Origin of the sequence: Klebsiella sp. 141251 (genome assembly GCF_050600725.1) — a bacterium.
GTDB lineage: Bacteria > Pseudomonadota > Gammaproteobacteria > Enterobacterales > Enterobacteriaceae > Klebsiella > Klebsiella aerogenes.
In genome coordinates, this window is record NZ_JAQIRG010000007.1 from 136664 (window position 1) to 159362 (window position 22699).

The 22699-nt window shown below is 51.6% G+C and carries 23 protein-coding genes and 1 other annotated feature; of the genes, 7 read left to right on the forward strand and 16 right to left on the reverse strand.

Translation table 11 applies throughout. The features are described from left to right. Window positions 1-19: 19 nt before the first annotated feature. Window positions 20-144: a sequence feature (Phe leader region), on the reverse strand. The 6 genes from pheM to PGR09_RS16950 all read right to left on the reverse strand — a co-directional run bounded on the left by pheM (window position 95) and on the right by PGR09_RS16950 (window position 4622). Continuing rightward, the gene (gene pheM / locus PGR09_RS16925; RefSeq protein WP_001386830.1) at window positions 95-139 is read right to left on the reverse strand and encodes a pheST operon leader peptide PheM; all 45 of its coding nucleotides are present in this window, start codon (window positions 137-139) and stop codon (window positions 95-97) included. (Overlaps the previous feature by 45 nt.) Window positions 145-262: 118 nt before the next feature. Then, the gene (gene rplT, locus PGR09_RS16930; RefSeq protein ID WP_004102963.1) at window positions 263-619 is read right to left on the reverse strand and encodes a 50S ribosomal protein L20; all 357 of its coding nucleotides are present in this window, start codon (window positions 617-619) and stop codon (window positions 263-265) included. A 50-nt stretch (window positions 620-669) separates the two neighbouring features. Next, window positions 670-867 (reverse strand): 50S ribosomal protein L35, encoded by a 198-nt coding sequence (gene rpmI / locus PGR09_RS16935; protein WP_001124225.1) that lies wholly within the window; start codon window positions 865-867, stop codon window positions 670-672. Window positions 868-957: 90 nt separating this feature from the next. Beyond that, on the reverse strand, window positions 958-1500 hold the full coding sequence (gene infC / locus PGR09_RS16940) for a translation initiation factor IF-3 (RefSeq protein ID WP_004189469.1): 543 nt from the start codon (window positions 1498-1500) through the stop codon (window positions 958-960). Window positions 1501-1503: 3 nt separating this feature from the next. Further along, window positions 1504-3432, reverse strand: a complete 1929-nt coding sequence (gene thrS / locus PGR09_RS16945) for a threonine--tRNA ligase (RefSeq protein WP_045397528.1) — start codon at window positions 3430-3432, stop codon at window positions 1504-1506. 431 nt (window positions 3433-3863) lie between these two features. Continuing rightward, window positions 3864-4622, reverse strand: coding sequence for a DUF481 domain-containing protein (locus PGR09_RS16950; RefSeq protein WP_015705111.1), 759 nt, complete (start codon window positions 4620-4622; stop codon window positions 3864-3866). Window positions 4623-4979: 357 nt separating this feature from the next. Between PGR09_RS16950 and pfkB the strand changes: the two genes are divergently transcribed. The 3 genes from pfkB (at window position 4980) to PGR09_RS16965 (ending at window position 7255) form a co-directional block, all read left to right on the forward strand. Beyond that, window positions 4980-5912 carry a 6-phosphofructokinase II gene (gene pfkB, locus PGR09_RS16955; protein ID WP_396279745.1) on the forward strand — a complete coding sequence of 311 codons (933 nt, stop codon included), beginning with the start codon at window positions 4980-4982 and terminating at the stop codon, window positions 5910-5912. A gap of 86 nt (window positions 5913-5998) precedes the next feature. Continuing rightward, window positions 5999-6283: a type V toxin-antitoxin system endoribonuclease antitoxin GhoS gene (gene ghoS / locus PGR09_RS16960; protein ID WP_047046721.1), complete on the forward strand. Its 285-nt coding sequence runs from the start codon at window positions 5999-6001 to the stop codon at window positions 6281-6283. Between the two features lie 105 nt (window positions 6284-6388). Next, window positions 6389-7255, forward strand: coding sequence for a fructosamine kinase family protein (locus PGR09_RS16965; RefSeq protein WP_430916335.1), 867 nt, complete (start codon window positions 6389-6391; stop codon window positions 7253-7255). 37 nt (window positions 7256-7292) lie between these two features. Here PGR09_RS16965 and tonB read toward each other — a convergent pair whose 3' ends face one another. Further along, complete coding sequence (gene tonB / locus PGR09_RS16970; RefSeq protein WP_430916336.1) at window positions 7293-8030, reverse strand: TonB system transport protein TonB; 738 nt, start codon at window positions 8028-8030, stop codon at window positions 7293-7295. Between the two features lie 210 nt (window positions 8031-8240). On the opposite strand from tonB, the gene PGR09_RS16975 reads away from it, so the two are divergent. After that, window positions 8241-8537 carry a YciI family protein gene (locus tag PGR09_RS16975; protein WP_015367051.1) on the forward strand — a complete coding sequence of 99 codons (297 nt, stop codon included), beginning with the start codon at window positions 8241-8243 and terminating at the stop codon, window positions 8535-8537. A 52-nt stretch (window positions 8538-8589) separates the two neighbouring features. Here the strand turns inward: PGR09_RS16975 and PGR09_RS16980 are convergent, their stop codons facing one another. After that, entirely contained in the window at window positions 8590-8763 is a 174-nt protein-coding gene (locus PGR09_RS16980; RefSeq protein WP_086538044.1) for a YciY family protein, read from the reverse strand. Between the two features lie 144 nt (window positions 8764-8907). Here PGR09_RS16980 and cls point away from each other — a divergent pair, with 144 nt between their 5' ends. Further along, window positions 8908-10368, forward strand: a complete 1461-nt coding sequence (gene cls, locus PGR09_RS16985) for a cardiolipin synthase (RefSeq protein ID WP_430916337.1) — start codon at window positions 8908-8910, stop codon at window positions 10366-10368. Window positions 10369-10402: 34 nt separating this feature from the next. Then, entirely contained in the window at window positions 10403-10732 is a 330-nt protein-coding gene (locus tag PGR09_RS16990; protein WP_015367064.1) for an HI1450 family dsDNA-mimic protein, read from the forward strand. Window positions 10733-10800: 68 nt separating this feature from the next. Here the strand turns inward: PGR09_RS16990 and PGR09_RS16995 are convergent, their stop codons facing one another. The 7 genes from PGR09_RS16995 to PGR09_RS17025 form a co-directional block, all read right to left on the reverse strand. After that, a complete protein-coding gene (locus tag PGR09_RS16995; RefSeq protein ID WP_045368707.1) occupies window positions 10801-11667 on the reverse strand; it encodes an ion transporter in 867 nt (288 codons plus the stop codon). A gap of 16 nt (window positions 11668-11683) precedes the next feature. Beyond that, window positions 11684-12688: a murein tripeptide/oligopeptide ABC transporter ATP-binding protein OppF gene (gene oppF / locus PGR09_RS17000; protein ID WP_015367066.1), complete on the reverse strand. Its 1005-nt coding sequence runs from the start codon at window positions 12686-12688 to the stop codon at window positions 11684-11686. Continuing rightward, window positions 12685-13698, reverse strand: coding sequence for an ABC transporter ATP-binding protein (locus PGR09_RS17005; protein WP_047046733.1), 1014 nt, complete (start codon window positions 13696-13698; stop codon window positions 12685-12687). The genes oppF and PGR09_RS17005 overlap by 4 nt, the downstream gene beginning before the upstream one ends. Before the next feature lie 11 nt (window positions 13699-13709). Beyond that, window positions 13710-14618, reverse strand: a complete 909-nt coding sequence (gene oppC / locus PGR09_RS17010; RefSeq protein ID WP_015367068.1) for an oligopeptide ABC transporter permease OppC — start codon at window positions 14616-14618, stop codon at window positions 13710-13712. A 14-nt stretch (window positions 14619-14632) separates the two neighbouring features. Further along, the gene (gene oppB / locus PGR09_RS17015; protein WP_015367069.1) at window positions 14633-15553 is read right to left on the reverse strand and encodes an oligopeptide ABC transporter permease OppB; all 921 of its coding nucleotides are present in this window, start codon (window positions 15551-15553) and stop codon (window positions 14633-14635) included. A gap of 84 nt (window positions 15554-15637) precedes the next feature. After that, window positions 15638-17269: an oligopeptide ABC transporter substrate-binding protein OppA gene (gene oppA / locus PGR09_RS17020; RefSeq protein WP_045397547.1), complete on the reverse strand. Its 1632-nt coding sequence runs from the start codon at window positions 17267-17269 to the stop codon at window positions 15638-15640. A gap of 753 nt (window positions 17270-18022) precedes the next feature. Continuing rightward, window positions 18023-18670, reverse strand: a complete 648-nt coding sequence (locus tag PGR09_RS17025) for a YchE family NAAT transporter (RefSeq protein WP_045397549.1) — start codon at window positions 18668-18670, stop codon at window positions 18023-18025. Between the two features lie 478 nt (window positions 18671-19148). Between PGR09_RS17025 and adhE the strand changes: the two genes are divergently transcribed. Beyond that, window positions 19149-21827, forward strand: a complete 2679-nt coding sequence (gene adhE / locus PGR09_RS17030) for a bifunctional acetaldehyde-CoA/alcohol dehydrogenase (RefSeq protein WP_430916338.1) — start codon at window positions 19149-19151, stop codon at window positions 21825-21827. A 184-nt stretch (window positions 21828-22011) separates the two neighbouring features. Here adhE and tdk read toward each other — a convergent pair whose 3' ends face one another. After that, window positions 22012-22632, reverse strand: a complete 621-nt coding sequence (gene tdk, locus PGR09_RS17035; protein WP_045397553.1) for a thymidine kinase — start codon at window positions 22630-22632, stop codon at window positions 22012-22014. Window positions 22633-22699 lie beyond the last annotated feature (67 nt).

Here is a 22699-nt window from a genome sequence, read left to right on the forward strand (position 1 = left end):
AAATATCCCGAATCTATATACGAAAAAAGCCTCCACAGGGGAGGCTTTCTGGCGCTGTTTTCCGTTTCTTCTTTCACGCGCTAGCCTCCTGAGTTCAGGTGCTAAAGTAAAAAAAGAAGCGGAAAATAGCAGCATTCATGCTTGCATTACCTTGTCTGGTAAGAAATGTCAGACCTGTATTGAAAAGCCTGCACGGATAAAAGTCAATGTATTGATAGTGTTGAAACGAAAAGAGGGAGACAAGCTCCCTCTTTCAACTGGCTTATGCCAGAGCTGCTTTCGCTTTTTCGACCAGAGCGGTGAACGCTAATTTGTCGAATACGGCGATGTCAGCCAGGATCTTACGGTCGATTTCAACAGAGGCTTTTTTCAGGCCGTTGATGAATTTGCTGTAAGAAATACCGTTCTGACGTGCTGCTGCGTTGATACGCGCAATCCACAGTTGGCGGAACTGACGCTTTTTCTGACGACGGTCACGATAAGCGTACTGACCAGCTTTGATAACAGCCTGGAAGGCAACGCGGTATACGCGAGAACGCGCACCGTAGTAACCTTTAGCTTGTTTCAAAATTTTCTTGTGACGTGCACGGGCAACTACACCACGTTTTACGCGAGCCATATGTGCTCTCCTGTATCTATTCTAATTAAAAAGTTAAAAGGGTTAACGACTTATGCGTACGGCAGGCACGCGATTACCAGGCCCAGATCGCCTTTGGAAACCATGGCTTTCGGACGCAGGTGACGTTTACGCTTGGTAGCTTTTTTGGTCAGAATGTGACGCAGGTTAGCGTGCTTGTGCTTAAAACCACCTTTACCGGTTTTTTTGAAGCGCTTTGCAGCACCGCGTACGGTCTTAATTTTTGGCATTTTAATAACTTCCACTTCGCATTGTTAATAAACGAAACAAAGGCGAACAAACCAGTGAGCCGAAGCCCACCGGAATGTTACTTGATGGCCTTACTGTTTCTTCTTCGGAGCGAGCACCATGATCATCTGGCGGCCTTCGATCTTCGTTGGGAAGGATTCGACTACTGCCAGTTCAACCAGATCGTCTTTCACGCGATTAAGCACTTCCATACCGATCTGCTGGTGGGCCATCTCACGACCGCGGAAACGCAGCGTGATCTTGGCCTTATCGCCATCTTCGAGAAAGCGAATCAGGCTGCGGAGTTTTACCTGATAGTCACCTTCATCAGTACCAGGGCGGAATTTAATTTCCTTAACCTGGATAACTTTCTGCTTCTTCTTCTGTTCCTTAGAAGACTTACTCTTTTCATAAAGGAACTTGCCGTAGTCCATGATACGACAAACTGGCGGTTCGGCGTTAGGGCTGATTTCAACTAAATCTACTCCAGCCTCTTCAGCCTTTTCGATAGCTTCTCTCAGACTCACAATACCCAGCTGCTCACCTTCCAGACCAGTTAAGCGAACTTCCTGGGCGCGAATCTCGCCATTAATACGATTCGGACGTGCCGTTTGAACTCGTTTTCCGCCTTTAATACCTTATTCCTCCAGTTGTTGAAGACTGCGGCTGCGAATCTCTTGTTGCAGCTTCTCGATCACTTCATTTACGTCCATGCTGCCGAGGTCTTTACCGCGACGGGTACGCACGGCCACTTTGCCGGCTTCGACTTCTTTGTCGCCACAGACCAACATATACGGGACACGACGTAAAGTGTGCTCGCGGATTTTAAAGCCAATCTTCTCATTTCTCAAGTCCGCTTTTACGCGAATGCCCGCATTTTGTAGTTTACGCGTCAATTCGTTAACGTATTCAGACTGAGAATCAGTAATATTCATGACCACTACCTGCACTGGCGCAAGCCAGGTTGGGAAGAAGCCAGCGAACTCTTCGGTCAGGATGCCGATGAAGCGCTCCAGCGAGCCGAGAATCGCGCGGTGAATCATTACCGGTACCTGACGCTCGTTGTTTTCGCCAACATAAGAGGCGCTTAAACGCTGCGGCAGGGAGAAGTCCAGCTGTACAGTACCGCACTGCCATGCACGATCGAGGCAGTCATACAGGGTAAATTCAATTTTCGGGCCGTAGAACGCCCCTTCGCCCAGTTGATATTCAAATGGGATGTTGTTTTCTTCCAGCGCCACCGCCAGATCCGCTTCCGCGCGATCCCAAGTCTCATCGCTACCGATACGTTTTTCCGGGCGAGTAGACAGCTTGACGACGATTTTCTCGAAGCCAAAGGTGCTGTACATATCATAAACCATACGAATACAGGCGTTCACTTCATCGCGAACCTGATCTTCAGTACAGAAGATATGCGCATCATCCTGAGTAAAGCCGCGAACGCGCATCAGACCATGCAGCGCACCCGACGGCTCATTACGGTGGCAGCTACCGAATTCAGCCATACGCAGCGGCAGATCGCGGTAAGATTTCAACCCCTGGTTGAAGATCTGCACGTGACCCGGGCAGTTCATCGGCTTAATGCAGTATTCACGGTTCTCAGAAGAGGTGGTGAACATCGCATCTTTGTAGTTGTCCCAGTGGCCGGTTTTTTCCCACAGCACACGGTCCATCATGAACGGGCCTTTGACTTCCTGATACTGATACTCTTTCAGCTTCGAGCGAACGAAAGTTTCCAGTTCACGGAAGATGGTCCAGCCGTCATTGTGCCAGAACACCATACCCGGCGCTTCTTCCTGCATATGATACAGGTCTAGCTGTTTCCCGATTTTACGGTGGTCACGCTTAGCGGCTTCTTCCAGACGCTGCAGGTAGGCGTTCAGCGCTTTTTTATCTGCCCACGCGGTACCGTAGATACGCTGCAACATTTTATTGTTGCTGTCGCCACGCCAGTACGCGCCAGCGGTTTTCATCAGTTTGAAGTGATGGCAGAAACGCATATTCGGTACGTGCGGGCCACGGCACATATCGATATATTCTTCGTGATGATACAAGCCTGGCTTGTCATCATGGCCGATGTTTTCGTCAAGAATGGAAACTTTATAGGTTTCGCCGCGCTTCACGAAGGTTTCACGCGCTTCGTGCCAGCTGACTTTCTTCTTGATGACATCGTAGTTTTTCTCGGCGAGCTCGTGCATACGTTTTTCGAGCGCGTCGATGTCTTCCTGAGTCAGGGTGTGGTCCAGATCGACATCATAGTAAAAACCGTTGTCGACAACCGGGCCAATGGCCATTTTAGTGTTCGGCCACAGCTGCTTGATCGCATGACCTAACAGGTGCGCGCAGGAGTGACGAATGATCTCCAGACCGTCTTCATCTTTTGCGGTGATAATAGAAAGCGTGGAATCATTTTCGATCGGGTCGCAGGCATCAACCAGCTCACCGTTAACACGTCCGGCGATGGTGGCTTTCGCCAGGCCTGGACCGATATCCAGAGCAACATCCATCGGGCTAACTGCGTGGTCGAAATGGCGTTGGCTGCCATCAGGAAGCGTAATTACAGGCATTTTATGTCCTTATTTGCAGTGGTGCCCCACACGAAAGAGCACATACAAAACAATATAATCATAATTATCAACGAGTTGTGGCTCAGCTCCCGCTTCACTCTGCGAAAATATGAGTACGCCCGTCTATCTATTGAACCGCCCTCACCTGCAGCCGCTCGTTGATAACACCGGGTGTTAGTGTACACATCATTAGTGCGCGATTAAAGTCGCAATAACTAAATGGTTATTCTTCTTTTAAATAGCAAGGGGTGCTGACAATTAATCGCGGCAATTCCCGCTCATACCACGCGGTTAATTAATCGATAAATTACCTGCATACATAAATAAATCCCCCCACCGCTAAAAAACGAATGAAAAAATCATCCGTTATAGTGAGTATTCATACCCGGCAGGATACAACAGGAATCAGGCCGGCTGCCCGGCCTGAAAAATTACATTTTATAACCGAGCGACAAGGTGGTGCGGCGGTCGGTATGCTCAGGCGCCGAGGCCGGCGGCTGCGAGTTCCACGTCAGGTTATAGGCGACGCGTAGCGCAAAGTGGGCGTTGATGGCCACGTTTAATGCACTTTCCGAATTCAGCGTCGTGTCTTCAGCCCCGAATACCGAAACACCTTGCGTAAATTTAGCGTTGTCGGTCATCTGCCACGCCCAGGTTCCGGACGCGTAACCCAGCGGCTGAGTTTCGTTATCGCCATCGGTATATTCGTCATAACGCACGCCCGGACCAAATTCAAAACGCAGGCTGTGAACCGGGCCGTTGAGGATCTGGCGACCATAACCGGCGGTCAGGACGTCGCGCTGTTGATAACCGTTGTAGCGGTCGGTCAGCCAGCTGGCCTGACCAAATACGTAGTTCATATCGGTCAGGTTATAACGACTACGACCGCCAACGGCATATTTTTCCGAAGAGCGTTGATCGTTAGAGGACGTGTTGCTCGCGTTGCCCCACAGTGACCAGGCCGTGGTATCGCCGTACCAGGTCAGCGTTGAGTCAGCGGTCATTGAGGAGCTTTTCGTGTTGCCGGACTGAGCGAGATAACCCGCATTCACAGCACCTTCGAAAGGTTTCTTAGCAGTGGAAGGGTCATCCATGACGGTAAAAACGGAATCATCGGCCAGTGCGTTTACAGACGCAAAAAGCCCCCCCGCCAGCAATGCCGCTGCGGGTACTGTCTTCAAAAGCTTCATTATAACTCTCTAAAATACATATCTTCAGGACAGTACAAATGATGAATGGACCAGAGATCCCTTCATTGAATTTAGAGTCCGTACAACATTTAAGGAGACCCGACAGGTCCCGGAAACTTTCGCGAGGCGCGCTGAATGCGAGTCTTAAGAAAGGCGCTTGATTATAAAAAAGCACGAATAACTTAGCAATCAGTTGCTATTTCGTTTTTTGAATAAGACGGTTCCCAAAACAATCTTTATTTCATAAAGATAAAAACATAGACATCTTTGTAAATCCGCGGCCCGCCCCGCTTCCCCTCACTCCATTTCGGTGCCATGCTTAAAAAAGCAGCTTTATTCGTATTAAGGAGGAACAGGATGACCAAAATTTATACGCTCACGCTAGCCCCATCACTCGACAGCGCAACGCTGACGCCGCAAATTTACCCCGAAGGCAAATTACGCTGTAGCGCTCCGGTTTTCGAACCCGGCGGTGGCGGTATCAACGTCGCCCGGGCGATTACTTTTCTGGGCGGTAAAGCGACGGCGATTTTTCCGGTTGGGGGCGCCACCGGCGAGCATCTTTCAGCCCTGATGGCTGACGAGCAGGTCCCGGTCGAAACAGTAGAAACCCGCGACTGGACGCGGCAAAACTTACATGTGCATGTCGATGCCAGCGGCGAACAATATCGCTTTGTCATGCCCGGCGCGGCGCTAACCGAAGATGAATTCCGCCGCCTGGAAGAGAAAGTGCTGGCGATTGAGTCCGGTTCTCTGCTGGTTATCAGCGGCAGTCTGCCGCCCGGTATCAGCGTCGGGCATCTGACTCAACTGGTAAAAAATGCCCAGCAACACGGGCTGCGTTGCATCATCGACAGCTCTGGCGATGCGCTGGCCGCCGCGCTGGACGTTGGCAATATCGAACTGGTCAAACCTAACCAGAAAGAACTCAGCGCGCTGGTACAGCGCGACCTCAGCCAGCCGGACGATGTGCGCAATGCCGCGCTGGAGCTCATCCGCTCCGGAAAAGTACGCCGGGTAGTGGTTTCGCTGGGCCCGCAGGGGGCGCTGGGGGTTGATTCCAACGGTAGCGTACAGGTGGTGCCGCCGCCGATGAAAAGCCAAAGCACCGTCGGCGCCGGCGACAGTATGGTCGGCGCGATGACTTTGCGTCTCGCCGAGCACGCCTCGCTGGAAGATATGGTCCGCTTTGGCGTCGCCGCCGGCAGCGCCGCCACGATTAACCACGGCACCCGTCTCTGTTCCTTAGCCAATACGCAGAAAATCTACGATTACCTGTGTGGCCGCTAGTCTCGCCCCCCTTCGCTCCGGTGAAGGGGGTCAATTCGCCATCATGGTCTATGCTAGAAATTCCATGCATAACAACAGAGTGAAAAATGAGCAACGATATTACCGCGCACGTGATCACCGTTAAATTTCAGGAACAGGCGCTGACCGAGATAAATGAGCTCAGCAATCATTTCATCCGCGCAGGTTTTGTCCTGACGCTCAACGATGATGATGGCAAAACTCATGAATTAGGCACCAACACATTTGGCCTGCTGAGCGCGCAGAGCGCCGACGACGTCCGGGCTTTAAGCGCAGGTCTTGCGGAAACGGCCTTAGGCAGACCGGCAGAGATCGCCATCACCACATTTAGCGAATGGTTAAAAGCTCAATAAGTGCGATCGCCACCGCTGAAGGCGCCAGTTGTGCGTTAGCTCGTACTTTACGGCCAGGTTATACGCTAACCTTATGATATGGTGGAAAACATGGGGAGAGACAGCATGTGGCAAGCTATTAGCAATTTGTTAAGCGAGCAGCACACTGACGGCGCTGAAATCGAACTGCGCAACGAGCTACCCGGCGGAGAAATCCATGCCGCCTGGCATTTACGTTTTGGCGGGAAAGATTATTTCGTCAAATGCGATGAACGCGAGCTGCTCCCCATTTTTACCGCGGAAGCCGATCAGCTGGAGCTGCTCTCGCGCTGTAAAACCGTTAGCGTTCCGCAGGTCTTCGCCGTCGGCAGCGATCGGGATTACAGCTTTCTGGTGATGGAATATATACCGCCGCGCCCGCTGGATGCACATAACGCGTTTCTTCTCGGTCAGCAAATTGCCCATTTACATCAGTGGAGCGATCAGCCGCAGTTTGGCCTTGATTTTGACAACGATCTGTCGACGACCCCGCAGCCGAATGCCTGGCAGCGCCGCTGGTCAACGTTTTTCGCTGAACAACGCATTGGCTGGCAGCTGGAGCTAGCGGCGGAAAAAGGGCTGCACTTCGGCGATATCGACAGCATTGTCGACACCGTACAGCGGCGGCTCAGCAACCATCAGCCGCAGCCTTCTTTATTACATGGCGACTTGTGGTCAGGGAACTGCGCGCTGGGGCCCAATGGCCCGTATATTTTCGATCCGGCGTGTTATTGGGGCGATCGCGAATGCGATTTGGCTATGCTGCCACTTCATCCGGAACAGCCGCCGCAGATTTATGACGGTTACCAGTCGGTCTCGCCGCTGCCTGCTGGCTTCCTTGAACGACAACCGATTTACCAGCTATATACCTTACTTAATCGGGCGATTCTGTTCGGCGGCCAACACCTGGTTACCGCGCAAAAAGCGCTCGATGAAGCCCTGCAAGAAGCGTAAAAAAAGGCCCTCAAAGGGGCCTTTTTCATCAGCAGGATTAATCCATTTTCACGCCATTTAAGCGGAATTGGATGTTCATCGTCAGGCCAGTACCCGGTCTGCCAGGCTCGTAGCGCCATTTACGCATCGCTGTTTTGACATCACGCTCAAACATATTGGCCGGCTTGGCGGAGACTATCTGGATGTTCTCCACGCGACCATCGGCAGTAACATCAAATTTCACGCTCACGTCACCTTCAATACGTAGCGCCTGCGCACGTTGCGGGTAAGAAGGGTCGCCGCGTTTCAACGCTTTAGGACCGCTCGGCGCGGTGGTCATCGGTTTTGCCGTTGCCGCCGTACTCGGGGCGGTACGCGCAGGCGCCGTATTGTTATTCTCAAACGGCGAGACCGGACGCGGCTCAGCGGGTTTCACCTCACGTTTCGGCTCGACCTTTTTCTCTGGCTTAGGCTTTGGTTTCGGCTTAGGTTTGGGCTTCGGCTCCGGTTTGTGGATTACCACTGGCGCCTCTTTTGGCGGCTCAGGCACCACTTCAGGTTCCGGCTCCGGCTCCGGTTCAACAACGGGTTCAACGACCGGCTGCGCCGCCTGTGGAGGCTCTAAATCCGCCGGCGCTACCATCGTTATTTCGATTGGCTGTGAAGGCGAAGGCTTTTCAATAACCTGATGTACCGAGGTATAAAGCAACCCCGCCACAACGGCACCGTGGATAGCCACGGACAGCAGCGTTGGCCACGGAAAGCGGCGAGGTAAATCAAGGGTCATTGCGCTCATAGTCGTTTCTGTTGAAAAATGATGCCCTGATTTTAAATGCAAATAGCAATCATATTCAATAAGACGTGTTATCCTGCATCAAATTTTGCCTCGTTTTGTGGAAAAAAACCGGCGTGCCGTGGCATGCTAAAGGCGTGCGCATCTTACATTGCTGCTCATAACGCTTTCACGTCACGTGATTTGCCTATTTTTTGATTAAGGAGCCTTGCCGTGCTTTACGTCATCTACGCAGAAGATATCGCCGATTCTCTGGAAAAACGCCAGGCGGTGCGCCCTGCCCATCTGGCGCGCCTACAACTATTACATGATGAAGGCCGTTTACTGACCGCAGGCCCGATGCCCGCGGTAGATAGCAATGAACCTGGCGCGGCAGGATTTAGCGGCTCAACGGTTATCGCAGAATTTGAATCGCTGGAAGCGGCGCAGTCCTGGGCCAACGATGACCCCTATATCGCCGCAGGCGTCTATCAGCACGTCTCGGTGAAACCTTACAAAAAAGTATTTTAATCACCCACTTAAAACACAGAGGCACCGCAAGCGGTGCCTTTCGTTTTAACTCTCAGAATTCAGAGAAGGTGAACAGCAAAGCATGACGCTGCCGTTTGACCAGGCACTTCCTGATTGAAAGAATCCGCATGTTGCGGCGAGATTGGGCTTCCAGCCAGCGCGATTTACGGCGACTTACTTGTCTAAGCATGCGCCAGCGCCCTACTTCCGTTCTACTACGCTTCATTGCTACTACTCTACGAGTGAAAAACAGCCCTCATTATAAACCGATGAATCTGTCTGACCATCGCTTTCGCTGCGTTTTTATTTGCCAGATGGATGATGATGCGTAAACTCATGGCATCGGGCTATTCAAAAGGATTTTTCATCTATGACAACCTTTTACACGGTCGTAAACTGGCTAGTCATTCTTGGTTACTGGCTACTGATTGCCGGCGTTACATTACGCATTTTAATGAAACGTCGCGCAGTGCCTTCCGCCATGGCATGGTTACTGATCATTTACATCCTGCCGCTGGTGGGAATTATCGCTTACCTCTCCTTCGGCGAACTGCATCTTGGTAAGCGTCGAGCCGAGCGCGCTCGCGCCATGTGGCCCTCCACCGCCAAATGGCTAACGGACCTGAAAAGCTGCAAACATATTTTTGCTGAAGAAAATAGCCCGGTTGCCGAATCACTGTTCAAACTGTGCGAACGTCGCCAGGGAATCGCTGGCGTAAAAGGTAACCAGCTACAGCTGCTGACCGAATCTGATGATGTCATGCAGGCGCTGATTCGAGACATCCAGCTGGCGCGGCATAACATCGAAATGGTGTTCTACATCTGGCAGCCCGGCGGGATGGCCGATCAGGTGGCGGAATCGCTGATGGCCGCCGCGCGCCGCGGCGTGCATTGCCGGCTGATGCTCGATTCGGCCGGTAGCGTCGCCTTTTTCCGCAGCCCGTGGGCGGCAATGATGCGTAACGCCGGTATCGAGGTGGTCGAAGCGCTGAAAGTGAATCTGATGCGTGTATTTTTACGCCGTATGGATCTGCGTCAGCACCGTAAAATGGTGATGATTGACAACTATATTGCCTACACCGGTAGCATGAATATGGTTGACCCGCGCTACTTCAAACAGGATTCCGGCGTCGGCCAATGGGTCGATCTGATGGCGCGAATGGAAGGTCCGGTGGCGACGGCGATGGGTATCGTCTACTCCTGCGACTGGGAAATTGAGACCGGCAAGCGAATTTTGCCGCCGCCGCCGGACGTCAACATCATGCCGTTTGAGGAAGCCAATGGACATACCATCCATACCATTGCTTCTGGTCCCGGCTTCCCGGAAGATTTGATTCATCAGGCGTTGTTAACCGCAGCCTATGCGGTGAAAGAACATCTGATCATGACCACCCCCTACTTCGTCCCCAGCGATGACCTGCTGCACGCCATCTGTACCGCCGCCCAACGCGGTGTCGAGGTGAGTATTATCATGCCGCGTAAAAACGACTCCCTGCTGGTAGGCTGGGCCAGTCGCGCCTTCTTCACTGAACTGCTTGCCGCTGGCGTGAAAATTTACCAATTCGAAGGCGGTCTGCTACATACCAAAAGCGTGCTGGTGGATGGCGAATTGAGCCTGGTCGGTACCGTTAATCTCGATATGCGCAGCCTGTGGCTTAATTTCGAGATCACGCTGGCGATCGACGACGTGGGCTTCGGCGGAGACCTGGCGGCGGTACAGGACGATTACATCTCCCGATCGCGCCTGCTGGATGCAAAACTGTGGGCCAAACGTCCGCTATGGCAGCGGATCGCAGAGCGACTGTTTTACTTCTTCAGCCCGTTGCTGTAAAACGTGCCCATCAGATGCTTAACGGGTAGCAATCATGGATATGGATTTAAACAATCGCCTGACCGAAGACGAAACGCTCGAACAGGCCTACGATATCTTTCTTGAGCTGGCGGCAGATAACCTCGACCCGGCGGATATCATTCTTTTCAATCTGCAGTTTGAAGAGCGCGGCGGCGCCGAGCTGTTTGACCCGGCGGAAGACTGGCAGGAGCATGTCGATTACGACCTCAATCCAGATTTCTTCGCCGAAGTTGTCATTGGCCTGGCCGATACCGATGGCGGCGAGATCAACGATATCTTCGCTCGCGTTCTGCTGTGCCGCGAAAAAGATCACAAGCTGTGCCACATTCTGTGGCGTGAATAAGCATTAAGCTAATGCGCCTGTAAAAAAGCCTGCCGACGGTAACATCGGCAGGCTTTTTGTTTTATACGTTATTGCGGTAATTCTGTTCCGCAGGCGTGGCAGAAACGAGCATTTTTATCATGCTCGGCGTTGTTACAGTTTGGGCAAACGCGGCGAGCGCGTCGATTTTGCAGCGCCGTAGTCATATGGGTCGTTATCAGCCCGGTTGGGATGGCGATGATAGAATAACCGATGAGAATTAACACCGAGGCGAGTATCCGCCCTAATGGAGTATGCGGCGTAATGTCGCCGTATCCCACGGTAGTAATGGTGACGATTGCCCAATAGACCGAAGCATTTAAGGTGGTAAACCCGTATTGCGGCCCTTCAATTAAATACATCAGCGAGCCGAAAATCACCATCACAATAGCAATAAACGAGTAGAACAGAATGAGCTGATGACGGGCGCTGACGATAGCCCGCCAAAAAATATTCAGCGACGGCATAAAGCGCAGCAGTTTAAGAATACGCAGCGCGCGGATAACCCGCATGGCCCGCCAGGCAAAAACATACTCGAGGCTCATTTCCGGCCATAACCACATCACATACAACGGCAAAACGGTCGCCAGATCGATAAATCCCCAGAAGCTGAAGATATAGCGCAGCGGATTCGGCCAGCTTATAACGCGTAAAATATATTCCGCGGTGAAGACCGCGGTGACCCCCAACTCCAGCCAGACAAAAATATGCCATTCATCTAGCGACAGGTGATACTGCGAACCGAGCCCGGACTCAACAAAAATAATGACCACGCTCAACAGGGCGAATAAACCGCAAAGCCCTTCAAAACGGCGGCCGGAGCGACGAGTTTGATCGAAAAGTAAATGGTAAAGCCGCAAACGGGCGGCGGAAAGCGAAACTGCCACGTTAACCTCACAATAAAAAAGGGCTGACATCAGTCAGCCCAAGTGATTATAACGGGTCTACCTTCAGGCAGGAAACCGCATGGCGGAAACTGCCTTCCAGCACCGGACGCGTTTTGGCGCATTCGGGCCCGGCCAATGGACATCGGGTGCGGAACACGCAACCCGAAGGCGGATTAATCGGCGAAGGCAACTCCCCTTCCAGCAGTTGGATGGTTTTATTCTTCTCAAGATCAGGATCCGGCACCGGTACGGCCGACATCAGCGCTTTGGTATAAGGATGCAGCGGATTATGGTACACCTCATCATAGGTACCTAACTCCACCGCATGACCCAAATACATGACCAGCACGCGGTCGGAAATATGTTTTACTACCGCCAGGTCATGGGCAATAAAAATCAACGACAGCCCCATCTCCCGCTGCAGTTGTTGTAGTAAGTTCACCACCTGCGCCTGGATGGAAACATCCAGCGCCGATACCGGCTCATCGCAAATAATCAACTTAGGCTCAAGGATCAGCGCGCGAGCGATACCAATGCGCTGACACTGGCCGCCGGAGAATTCGTGCGGATAGCGGTTAATCAGGTTCGGCAGCAGTCCGACCTTCATCATCATCGCCTTCACGCGATCGCGCACTTCCTGACGCGGCATCTTCGGGTGATAGGTCCGCAGCGGTTCAGCGATGATTTCGCCAATGGTCATACGCGGATTCAGCGATGCTAAAGGATCCTGGAAGATCATCTGGATATCGCTGCGCACGTCGCGCCACTCTTCCGGCTTCATGCCTAACAGATCTTTTCCAAGCCAGGCCACTTTACCGTCGGTAGCTTTCACCAGGCCGATGATGGCGCGGGCGAAGGTCGATTTACCGCAGCCGGATTCACCAACCACCCCGAGCGTTTCGCCTTCATACAGGCGCAGAGTAACGCCATCCACCGCTTTGAGCGTTTTTGACGGCTGCCAGAACCATTGCTTACCATCTTTAATATCAAAATGTACTTTCAGGTCAGCAATTTCGAGCAACACTTTTCTTTGTTCGATCACGGCGTTCATAGCAGATCCCCTACCGGTTTAAAGCAGGCGCGCAGGCGACCTGGCGCAAACGACTCCAGAGGCGGAGCGCTATTACAGATTTCCATAGCATGCGGACAGCGCGGCTGGAACGGACATCCTTTCGGCAGACGCAGCAGGTTCGGCGGGTTGCCGGGAATCGTCAGCAAGGAATCGCCTTCGCCATCGAGACGCGGTACCGCATTGAGCAAACCGATCGAGTACGGGTGCGACGGTTGGTAGAACACATCGCGCGCCTGACCGTATTCCATGGTACGCCCGGCATACATCACCAGTACCTTATCGCAGATCCCCGCCACCACGCCGAGGTCGTGGGTAATCATAATAATCGCGGTGTTAAACTCGCGCTTCAGCTCGTTAAGCAGGGTCATGATCTGTGCCTGCACGGTGACGTCCAACGCGGTGGTCGGTTCATCGGCAATCAGCAGTTTTGGCCGACATAACAGCGCCATGGCGATCATCACGCGCTGGCGCATCCCGCCGGAGAACTCGTGCGGGAACATCTTCATGCGCTTACGCGCTTCCGGCATCTTCACCGCATCGAGCATCCGTACCGACTCTTCAAAAGCCGCGGCTTTGCTCAGCCCTTTATGCAGCATCAGCACTTCCATCAGCTGCTCGCCGACCCGCATATAAGGGTTCAACGACGTCATCGGATCCTGGAAAATCATCGAAATCTGTTCGGCACGAAGCTTATTCAGATCGCGCTCCGGCAAATTGAGGATTTCACGACCGTTAAAAGTGGCGGAACCACCGATATGGCCATTCGCCGCCAGCAGCCCCATTAAAGCGAATGCCGTTTGCGATTTACCGGAACCTGACTCACCGACGATACCTAAGGTTTCACCAGCCCGCAGGTTAAAATTCAGATCGTTAACCGCGGTGACATCGCCATCCGGCGTTTTAAACGTCACCCGAAGATCCTTCACATCCAGCAGCAGACCGCTTTGCTGCGCGGCCTGCGGCGCTTTAGTCATTTCAATTGTGCTCATGACGGCGCTCCTTAGCGGTCTTTCGGGTCGAGGGCATCACGCAGGCCATCGCCGATAAAGTTGAAACAGAACAGCGTTACCACCAGGAACCCGGCAGGGAACAATAACAGCCACGGCGAGACTTCCATTGAGTTGGCGCCATCACTGAGTAACGCGCCCCAACTGCTCAGCGGCTCCTGGGTACCAAGGCCGAGGAAGCTCAGGAAGGATTCGAACAGAATCATGCTGGGTACCAGCAGTGAAGCGTAAACCACCACCACGCCCAGGACGTTCGGCACGATATGACGAATAACGATATTCGCGGTGGAGACCCCGCCGACCTGCGCGGCTTCGATGAACTCTTTACGTTTCAGACTCAGGGTCTGACCGCGTACGATACGCGCCATATCCAGCCAAGATACCATCCCGATCGCCACAAAGATCAGCAGGATGTTCTGACCAAAGAAGGTAACCAGCAGGATCACGAAGAACATGAACGGGAAGGAGTTGAGGATTTCCAGCAAACGCATCATCACCGAGTCCACTTTGCCGCCGAGATAACCGGAAAGTGAACCATAGAGGGTGCCGAGGATCACCGCCACCAGCGCTGCGGCCACGCCAACCATCAGCGAAATACGTCCGCCAATCGCTACGCGCACCAGCAGGTCGCGACCGGATGAATCGGTACCAAAATAGTGACCAGACTCCATATCCGGAGCGTTGGACATCATCCCCCAGTCGGTATCGAAATAGGAGAACTGCGACAACATTGGAGCGATAGTCACAAACAGCGCAATAATCACCAGCACAATCAGGCTGGCTACCGCCGCGCGGTTATGCATAAAGCGGCGACGCGCATCCTGCCACAGGCTACGGCCCTCAACCTCCAGCTTCTCACTGAAGTGCTCCAGCGCCTCGCTGTTTTTCTTACTTAACATCATGGCGAACTCCGGCTTCAGTAGCGAATTTTCGGATCGATAACGGCGTACAGCACGTCGACGATCGCGTTAAACAGAATGGTCAGTGCGCCGACCAGAATCGTCAGGCTGAGCACCAGCGAGTAGTCGCGGTTAAGCGCGCCGTTGACGAATAACTGGCCAATACCCGGCAGGCCGTAAATCGTTTCGATAACCATTGAACCGGTGATAATGCCGACGAACGCCGGACCCATATAGGAAAGCACCGGCAGCAGCGCAGGCTTCAGCGCGTGGCGGAAGATAATTCTGCGCATCGGCAGACCTTTCGCCCTTGCGGTGCGAATGAAGTTAGAGTGCAAAACTTCAATCATCGAACCGCGGGTGATACGGGCGATACTGGCAATATAGGCCAGCGATAACGCCACCATCGGCAGGATCATAAATTTCAGCGCCCCGCCGTTCCAGCCGCCGCCAGGCAACCAGTGCAGCGTGATGGCGAAAATCATCACCAGCAGCGGCGCCACCACGAAACTCGGTATGACGACGCCGGTCATTGCCACCCCCATCACCGCGTAGTCCCATTTGGTATTCTGTTTTAACGCGGCAATAACCCCGGCGCTGACGCCAAGAATCACGGCTAACAAGAAGGCAGCAAGGCCCAGTTTGGCGGAAACCGGGAAGCTTGATGCGACCAGATCGTTGACCGAATAATCTTTATATTTGAAGGAAGGACCGAAATCACCGTGCGCCAGTTGCTTCAGATAATTGAAGTACTGGGTCATGATGGGGTCGTTTAAATGATATTTCGCTTCAATATTCGCCATGACTTCCGGCGGCAGCGTGCGTTCACCGGTAAAAGGACTGCCCGGCGCGAGGCGCATCATGAAGAAAGAGATAGTAATAAGAATGAATAGCGTCGGAATCGCTTCCAGACAGCGACGTAATATGAATTTTAACATTGCCCGTACCTTCTGGCCTGTGCCTATCGAGTGCGATGAATTCAGACACGGTGGGGCAAGCTCAGCCTGCCCCACGTCTTGCCATTAATGTTTGATAATATAAAGGTTCTTCACGTAAATATTATCCAACGGGTCTTTACCGGTATAACCGCCAACCCACGGTTTAACCAGGCGCGCGTTCACATAGTAGTAAACAGGCACAATCGCGGAATCTTTATCCAGCTGTTGTTCCGACTGCGCGTACAGCTCGGCGCGTTTCGCTTCATCGGTGACCTGCAGGGTATCGCCGATGATCTTATCGAATGCCGGGCTCTTATAATGCGCCGTGTTGTTAGAGCTGTCGCTGAGCATGGTGTTCAGGAACGATGTCGGCTCGTTGTAATCAGCGCACCAGCCGGCGCGAGCGACGTCAAAGGTGCCCTGATGACGGCTATCGAGGAAGGTTTTCCACTCCTGATTTTCCAGCTTAACGTTAGCGCCAAGGTTTTTCTTCCAGATGGACGCCACGGCGATAGCCAGTTTTTTATGTAAATCGGAAGTGTTGTAGAGCAGATTAAAGGTCAGCGGTTTATCAGCGGTATAACCGGCTTCCGCCAGCAATTTTTTCGCTTCTTCATTACGCTTGTCCTGAGACCATTTGAACCACTCCGGCTCAACGAGTTTCATGCCGTCGGTGTATGGCGGGGTATAACTGTAAGCCGGCAGATCGCCCTGGTTTTTCACTTTATTGACGATAATATCGCGATCCAGCGCCAGCTTAAGCGCGGTACGGACGCGTACGTCGGTAAATGGCGCTTTCTGGTTATTGATTTCGTAATAATAAGTACACAGATAAGGATCGACGTGAACTTCTTTCGGGATCTCTTTTTTCAGCTTCTGGAACAGTTCAATCGGCATGTTGTTATAGGTCATGTCGATCTCGCCGCTGCGATAGCGGTTCACATCGGTAACTTCAGAAGAAATTGGCAGGTAAGTTACCTGGTTAATAACGGTTTTGGCGTTGTCCCAGTAATTCGTATTACGCTCGAGCACAATACGCTCGTTGACCACCCAGTCTTTTAATTTATAAGCGCCGTTGGTGACAATATTCGCCGGCTGAGTCCATTTCTCACCATATTTTTCAATGGCGGCTTTGGGTACTGGAGAAACGGATGGATGGACGAGGAGTTTATAGAAATAAGGAACCGGTTCGCTCAGCGTGACTTCAAACGTTTTGTCGTCAATCGCTTTGACGCCAAGGTCTGTTGCAGGTTTTTTGCCAGCGATAATCTCATCGACGTTGGCGACATGGCCGTACTGGAGATAGCTGGCGTAAGGAGATGCCGTTTTCGGATCGGCCAGACGCTGCCAGCTATAAACGAAATCTTGCGCGGTAACCGGTGAACCGTCGGACCATTTGGCATCCTTGCGGATATGGAAGGTCCAGACTTTAAAATCCTTGTTATCCCACGATTCGGCAACGCCCGGCACAGGATGGCCGTTAAGATCGCCAATCACTAACCCTTCAAACAGATCGCGGTTAACGTTGGACTCCGGGACGCCTTCAATTTTATGCGGATCCAGAGATTGCACCTCTGCCCCGTTATTACGCACCAGCGTTTGTTTATCCGCCAGTTGCACCCCAGCAGGAACATCTGCTGCCATAGCAACATTTGCGGTGATTAGCGCAGATAAAATTCCCGCCGCTACCAGACTTTTTTTAGTGATGATGGTCATGTGTTGTTACTCCACTCATTATAATTACTGGTTATTTAACCAGCCTGTTATTTTTCCCTTAAAGGGATTCTGTACAGTGCAGGAGTCTTTGCCGCTGTCAGATTCTACTGCTTGCTATCACCGACTTATTTATTACGACCGCTCAAACGGCAGCCTTGACGTCGATTCTTTATCCCCCTGTCCAGAGGGGAATTCCGGCACAATGAGTTATGTAATAATAATTCTCATTTGTGCACATTATTTAGTTAGCGATCAGGCCGGAAAGTACCAAAACGGTTTCATGTCCGCCAATGCAATTTGCAAATATGTTACCGGATTCTCTTTTATTGTTTTTTTAGCCGCACTTAACGTAAGACTTATCATGTTAAAAAAGCAAAAATATTGCTTTTAATCAGCAAGATAGGAACACCCTGTCATTTTGCGTTCCCGCTCTGCGCGCAAAGTTGCTTTTTTGCACAATAATTTAACAATTGTCTAATTTTTAGCACATTAATCTGCTGTCTCGCAGAAATTACTAATATCATTTCAATGATCCGACAGCAAGCGCCAGAGAATGATGTGACGAAAATAACAGTGATGAGGGGAGAAAGACAGTACGGCGAGATAGAATAAAAACGACTAACCATATGATAAATATAAAATTAAATCATAATTGGTAAAAGTTATAGTTTGTCTTTTATATCAGCTGCAGAAATAAGTTTTGCTAATAATCTTTCAAACGCGAGGCCCCACGCCCCGCGCCTGCCAAGTAAGTTACCCTGTCAATCCAGGAAACAGCGCTTTAATCCCGGTGACGATAAACTCAATCCCTAAAGCCATCAGCAACAGACCCATGATACGAGTAATGACGTTAATCCCGGTCTGCCCTAACAATCTGACCAACCACGGCGCCATGCGGAAAATTCCCCAACAACAGGCGGCAAACAGCGCAATGGCGATTGAAAAACCGATCAGGTGGGCAATGGAGTGATAGCGAGTCCCCCAAACGATCGTGGAGCTTATCGCCCCCGGCCCCGCCATTAAAGGTAACGCTAACGGTACGACCCCGATACTTTCCCGAATAGCCGTCTCCGACTTCTCCTGTTTGTTTTGTTTATCTTCACCGAGTTTGCCGCTAATCATCGACATGGCGATAGTCACCACCAGGATCCCACCCGCAATACGGAAAGAATCAATAGAGATGCCGAAAATTTGCAAGATGCCATCGCCAAGGAAGAGCGAGGTAAGGAGAATGATAGCCACCGACAGATTAGCCGTCAGATTCGTCTTATTCCGCACCAGCGCCGTCTGGTAGCTGGTCATGCTAATGAAAACCGGGATGATGCCGACCGGGTTGACCAGCGCGAAAAGGCCGATAAAAAATTTAAAATAAACAGCGAAATCAAACAACGGTAGGGTCACAGTGAACTCCGCAGCACCATTAAAAAAGGCTGTTGACAGTGTCAGTACAAATTAATTTGGCAGAAGATACCCTTTTCATAGCCACAATTCATCTCAAATATGCAGCCGCGGCTGTTTGCTTTTATTTGTTATATATTTGTTTAGCGGATGGGCTTTATTCATTAAATATGCATACATTATCACTCCCCATCATCTAACTGGTCAATTATTGCCCTGCTGAAAGGTATCAGCATCGCCAAATATTGATCTAAATCACGTAATTCATACTCAGAAGTGAGTAATCTTGGCTACATCAAGAGAGTGAAAGGCCGAAGTACCTGAGTGCGTAGTGAGACAAAGCTTTTTTAGTAAATCAGTGTGTTCAAAGCGTTAGAAATCTTTACGTTAACATTTACATGCAAGCTGTTAACAGCCTGTCTATAATGTCGAATCGAGCTACTGTTTTACTAAAAAAGTTTAACATTATCAGGAGAGCATTATGGCTGTTACTAATGTCGCTGAACTTAACGCACTTGTAGAGCGCGTAAAAAAAGCCCAGCGTGAATATGCCAGTTTCACTCAAGAACAAGTTGATAAGATCTTCCGTGCCGCCGCTCTGGCCGCTGCAGATGCTCGAATCCCTCTCGCAAAAATGGCCGTTGCCGAATCCGGCATGGGTATTATTGAAGATAAAGTGATCAAAAACCACTTCGCCTCCGAATATATCTACAACGCCTATAAAGATGAAAAAACCTGTGGCGTCCTGTCTGAAGACGACACTTTCGGTACCATCACCATTGCTGAACCAATCGGTATTATTTGCGGTATCGTTCCGACTACCAACCCGACCTCAACGGCTATCTTCAAATCGCTGATCAGCCTGAAGACGCGTAACGCCATTATCTTCTCCCCGCACCCGCGTGCTAAAGACGCTACCAACAAAGCGGCTGACATCGTATTGCAGGCGGCGATTGCTGCCGGTGCGCCGAAAGATCTGATTGGTTGGATCGACCAACCTTCAGTAGAACTGTCTAATGCGCTGATGCACCACCCTGACATCAACCTGATCCTCGCCACCGGTGGCCCAGGTATGGTTAAAGCTGCTTACAGTTCTGGTAAACCAGCTATCGGCGTTGGTGCAGGTAACACGCCGGTTGTTATCGATGAAACTGCCGATATTAAACGCGCAGTAGCGTCCGTACTGATGTCAAAAACCTTCGATAACGGCGTTATCTGTGCTTCTGAACAGTCTGTTGTTGTTGTCGACTCGGTCTACGATGCCGTTCGCGAACGTTTTGCCAGCCACGGCGGCTACCTGCTGCAGGGCAAAGAATTGAAAGCCGTTCAGGACATCATCCTGAAAAATGGCGCGCTGAATGCGGCGATCGTTGGTCAACCGGCGGCAAAAATCGCTGAACTGGCAGGCTTCACCGTGCCGACCACCACTAAGATTCTGATCGGCGAAGTTACCGACGTTGACGAAAGCGAACCGTTCGCTCACGAAAAACTGTCCCCGACGCTGGCAATGTACCGGGCGAAAGATTTCGAAGACGCGGTCGATAAAGCAGAAAAACTGGTCGCCATGGGCGGTATCGGTCACACCTCTTGCCTGTACACCGACCAGGACAACCAGCCGGCTCGCGTGGCCTACTTCGGCCAGATGATGAAAACCGCGCGTATCCTGATCAACACCCCGGCTTCTCAGGGTGGTATCGGCGACCTGTATAACTTCAAACTCGCACCTTCCCTGACTCTGGGTTGTGGTTCCTGGGGTGGTAACTCCATCTCTGAAAACGTTGGTCCGAAACACCTGATCAACAAGAAAACCGTTGCTAAGCGAGCTGAAAACATGTTGTGGCATAAACTTCCGAAATCTATCTACTTCCGTCGTGGCTCTCTGCCAATCGCACTGGATGAAGTGATTACTGATGGTCACAAACGCGCGCTGATTGTGACTGACCGCTTCCTGTTCAACAACGGTTATGCAGACCAGATCACTTCCGTACTGAAAGCGGCTGGCGTAGAAACCGAAGTGTTCTTTGAAGTTGAAGCTGACCCAACTCTGACCATCGTGCGTAAAGGCGCGGATCTGGCCAACTCCTTCAAACCAGACGTAATCATTGCGCTGGGCGGCGGTTCCCCGATGGATGCAGCCAAAATCATGTGGGTTATGTATGAGCATCCGGAAACCCACTTCGAAGAACTGGCGCTGCGCTTTATGGATATCCGTAAACGTATCTACAAGTTCCCGAAAATGGGCGTTAAAGCGAAGATGGTTGCCATCACCACGACTTCCGGTACCGGCTCTGAAGTGACTCCGTTCGCCGTGGTAACCGACGATGCAACTGGACAGAAATATCCGCTGGCCGATTACGCGCTGACTCCGGATATGGCGATTGTCGATGCCAACCTGGTCATGGATATGCCGAAGTCCCTGTGCGCCTTCGGTGGTCTGGACGCCGTGACTCATGCCCTGGAAGCTTACGTCTCCGTACTGGCTTCCGAGTTCTCCGATGGTCAGGCTCTGCAGGCGCTGAAACTGCTGAAAGAGTATCTGCCGGCCTCTTACCACGAAGGTTCTAAGAACCCGGTAGCCCGCGAACGTGTGCACAGTGCCGCCACTATCGCCGGTATCGCGTTTGCTAACGCCTTCCTGGGCGTGTGCCACTCTATGGCGCACAAACTGGGCTCACAGTTCCACATTCCTCACGGTCTGGCGAACGCCCTGCTGATCTGCAACGTTATCCGCTATAACGCGAATGACAACCCGACCAAGCAGACCGCATTCAGTCAGTATGACCGTCCGCAGGCACGCCGTCGTTACGCCGAGATCGCGGACCACCTGGGTCTGAGCGCTCCGGGCGACCGCACTGCTGCGAAAATCGAGAAACTGCTGGCATGGCTGGAAAGCCTCAAAGCGGAGCTGGGTATTCCGAAATCTATCCGTGAAGCCGGTGTTCAGGAAGCTGATTTCCTGGCTCACGTTGATAAGCTGTCTGAAGACGCCTTCGATGACCAGTGCACCGGCGCTAACCCGCGCTACCCGCTGATCGCCGAGCTGAAACAGATTCTGCTGGACACCTACTACGGTCGTGACTTTGTCGAAGGCGAAGCAGCGGCTGTGAAAAAAGAAGCGGCTCCAGTCAAAGCTGAGAAAAAAGCGAAAAAATCCGCTTAATTCACGGCATTGATATGAACGAAGCCCCATCTATTGATGGGGCTTTTTTTATATTCGTACTTTATTCGTGTTCACATACAGAAGTATAAGAAGCAATACACTGGGTAATATCTGAATACAGGAACCGATTCCATAAAAGACAACAGGCGCCATACAGGCGCCTGAAGATAATGAAATTAAAGAATTATTCGCAGTGGCGCAGCTTACTTTGCACCTGGGTTAACGAACCGATATTCAACGCCTCTTTATAATGCTTACGGCATACGGAAACGTAGCGCTCATTACCGCCAATCACCACCTGCTCGCCCTCATTGTACGGTCGCCCCTCCTGGTCAAGACGCAAAACCATGCTTGCCTTTCGCCCACAGAAGCAAATAGTTTTTAATTCAACCAGCTTATCCGACCATGCCAACAAATACTGGCTACCGCTAAATAACTCACCGCGAAAGTCCGTACGCAAGCCGTAGCACAATACAGGGATATCGAGCTCATCCACCACTTCTGAGAGCTCGTGGACCTGTTCACGGGTCAGGAACTGGCTTTCGTCCACCAGCACGCAATGAATAGGCTGGCGGGCATGCTCTGACGCTATATCGGCATATAACGACGTCTGAGGATTATACAGCCGCGCCGGAGAAGAAAGCCCGATTCGCGAGCTCACTTTGCCAGAACCAAAGCGGTCGTCAATTTCAGCGGTATAAACGACGGTACGCATCCCTCGTTCCTGGTAATTGTACGAAGACTGCAACAGTGCGGTAGACTTACCGGCATTCATTGCAGAATAGTAAAAATAAAGTTGTGCCATCGGCTGCGTAACCCCAATCAATGTGTTTTACTGCGCAATTGTATCATATATTACCGAGCCGACCGTG

What these genes read in the sequence shown, in the direction of transcription:
- PGR09_RS16950 (WP_015705111.1), bottom strand. Translation starts at nt 4,622, where the DNA reads ATGAAGCTTTTGAAGACAGTACCCGCAGCGGCATTGCTGGCGGGGGGG.
- cls (WP_430916337.1), top strand. Translation starts at nt 8,908, where the DNA reads ATGACAACCTTTTACACGGTCGTAAACTGGCTAGTCATTCTTGGTTAC.
- rplT (WP_004102963.1), bottom strand. Translation starts at nt 619, where the DNA reads ATGGCTCGCGTAAAACGTGGTGTAGTTGCCCGTGCACGTCACAAGAAA.
- oppC (WP_015367068.1), bottom strand. Translation starts at nt 14,618, where the DNA reads ATGATGTTAAGTAAGAAAAACAGCGAGGCGCTGGAGCACTTCAGTGAG.
- pfkB (WP_396279745.1), top strand. Translation starts at nt 4,980, where the DNA reads ATGACCAAAATTTATACGCTCACGCTAGCCCCATCACTCGACAGCGCA.
- oppB (WP_015367069.1), bottom strand. Translation starts at nt 15,553, where the DNA reads ATGTTAAAATTCATATTACGTCGCTGTCTGGAAGCGATTCCGACGCTA.
- adhE (WP_430916338.1), top strand. Translation starts at nt 19,149, where the DNA reads ATGGCTGTTACTAATGTCGCTGAACTTAACGCACTTGTAGAGCGCGTA.
- PGR09_RS16965 (WP_430916335.1), top strand. Translation starts at nt 6,389, where the DNA reads ATGTGGCAAGCTATTAGCAATTTGTTAAGCGAGCAGCACACTGACGGC.
- tdk (WP_045397553.1), bottom strand. Translation starts at nt 22,632, where the DNA reads ATGGCACAACTTTATTTTTACTATTCTGCAATGAATGCCGGTAAGTCT.
- oppA (WP_045397547.1), bottom strand. Translation starts at nt 17,269, where the DNA reads ATGACCATCATCACTAAAAAAAGTCTGGTAGCGGCGGGAATTTTATCT.
- oppF (WP_015367066.1), bottom strand. Translation starts at nt 12,688, where the DNA reads ATGAACGCCGTGATCGAACAAAGAAAAGTGTTGCTCGAAATTGCTGAC.
- ghoS (WP_047046721.1), top strand. Translation starts at nt 5,999, where the DNA reads ATGAGCAACGATATTACCGCGCACGTGATCACCGTTAAATTTCAGGAA.
- rpmI (WP_001124225.1), bottom strand. Translation starts at nt 867, where the DNA reads ATGCCAAAAATTAAGACCGTACGCGGTGCTGCAAAGCGCTTCAAAAAA.
- PGR09_RS16990 (WP_015367064.1), top strand. Translation starts at nt 10,403, where the DNA reads ATGGATATGGATTTAAACAATCGCCTGACCGAAGACGAAACGCTCGAA.
- PGR09_RS16980 (WP_086538044.1), bottom strand. Translation starts at nt 8,763, where the DNA reads ATGAAGCGTAGTAGAACGGAAGTAGGGCGCTGGCGCATGCTTAGACAA.
- PGR09_RS17005 (WP_047046733.1), bottom strand. Translation starts at nt 13,698, where the DNA reads ATGAGCACAATTGAAATGACTAAAGCGCCGCAGGCCGCGCAGCAAAGC.
- thrS (WP_045397528.1), bottom strand. Translation starts at nt 3,432, where the DNA reads ATGCCTGTAATTACGCTTCCTGATGGCAGCCAACGCCATTTCGACCAC.
- tonB (WP_430916336.1), bottom strand. Translation starts at nt 8,030, where the DNA reads ATGAGCGCAATGACCCTTGATTTACCTCGCCGCTTTCCGTGGCCAACG.
- PGR09_RS16995 (WP_045368707.1), bottom strand. Translation starts at nt 11,667, where the DNA reads ATGTCAGCCCTTTTTTATTGTGAGGTTAACGTGGCAGTTTCGCTTTCC.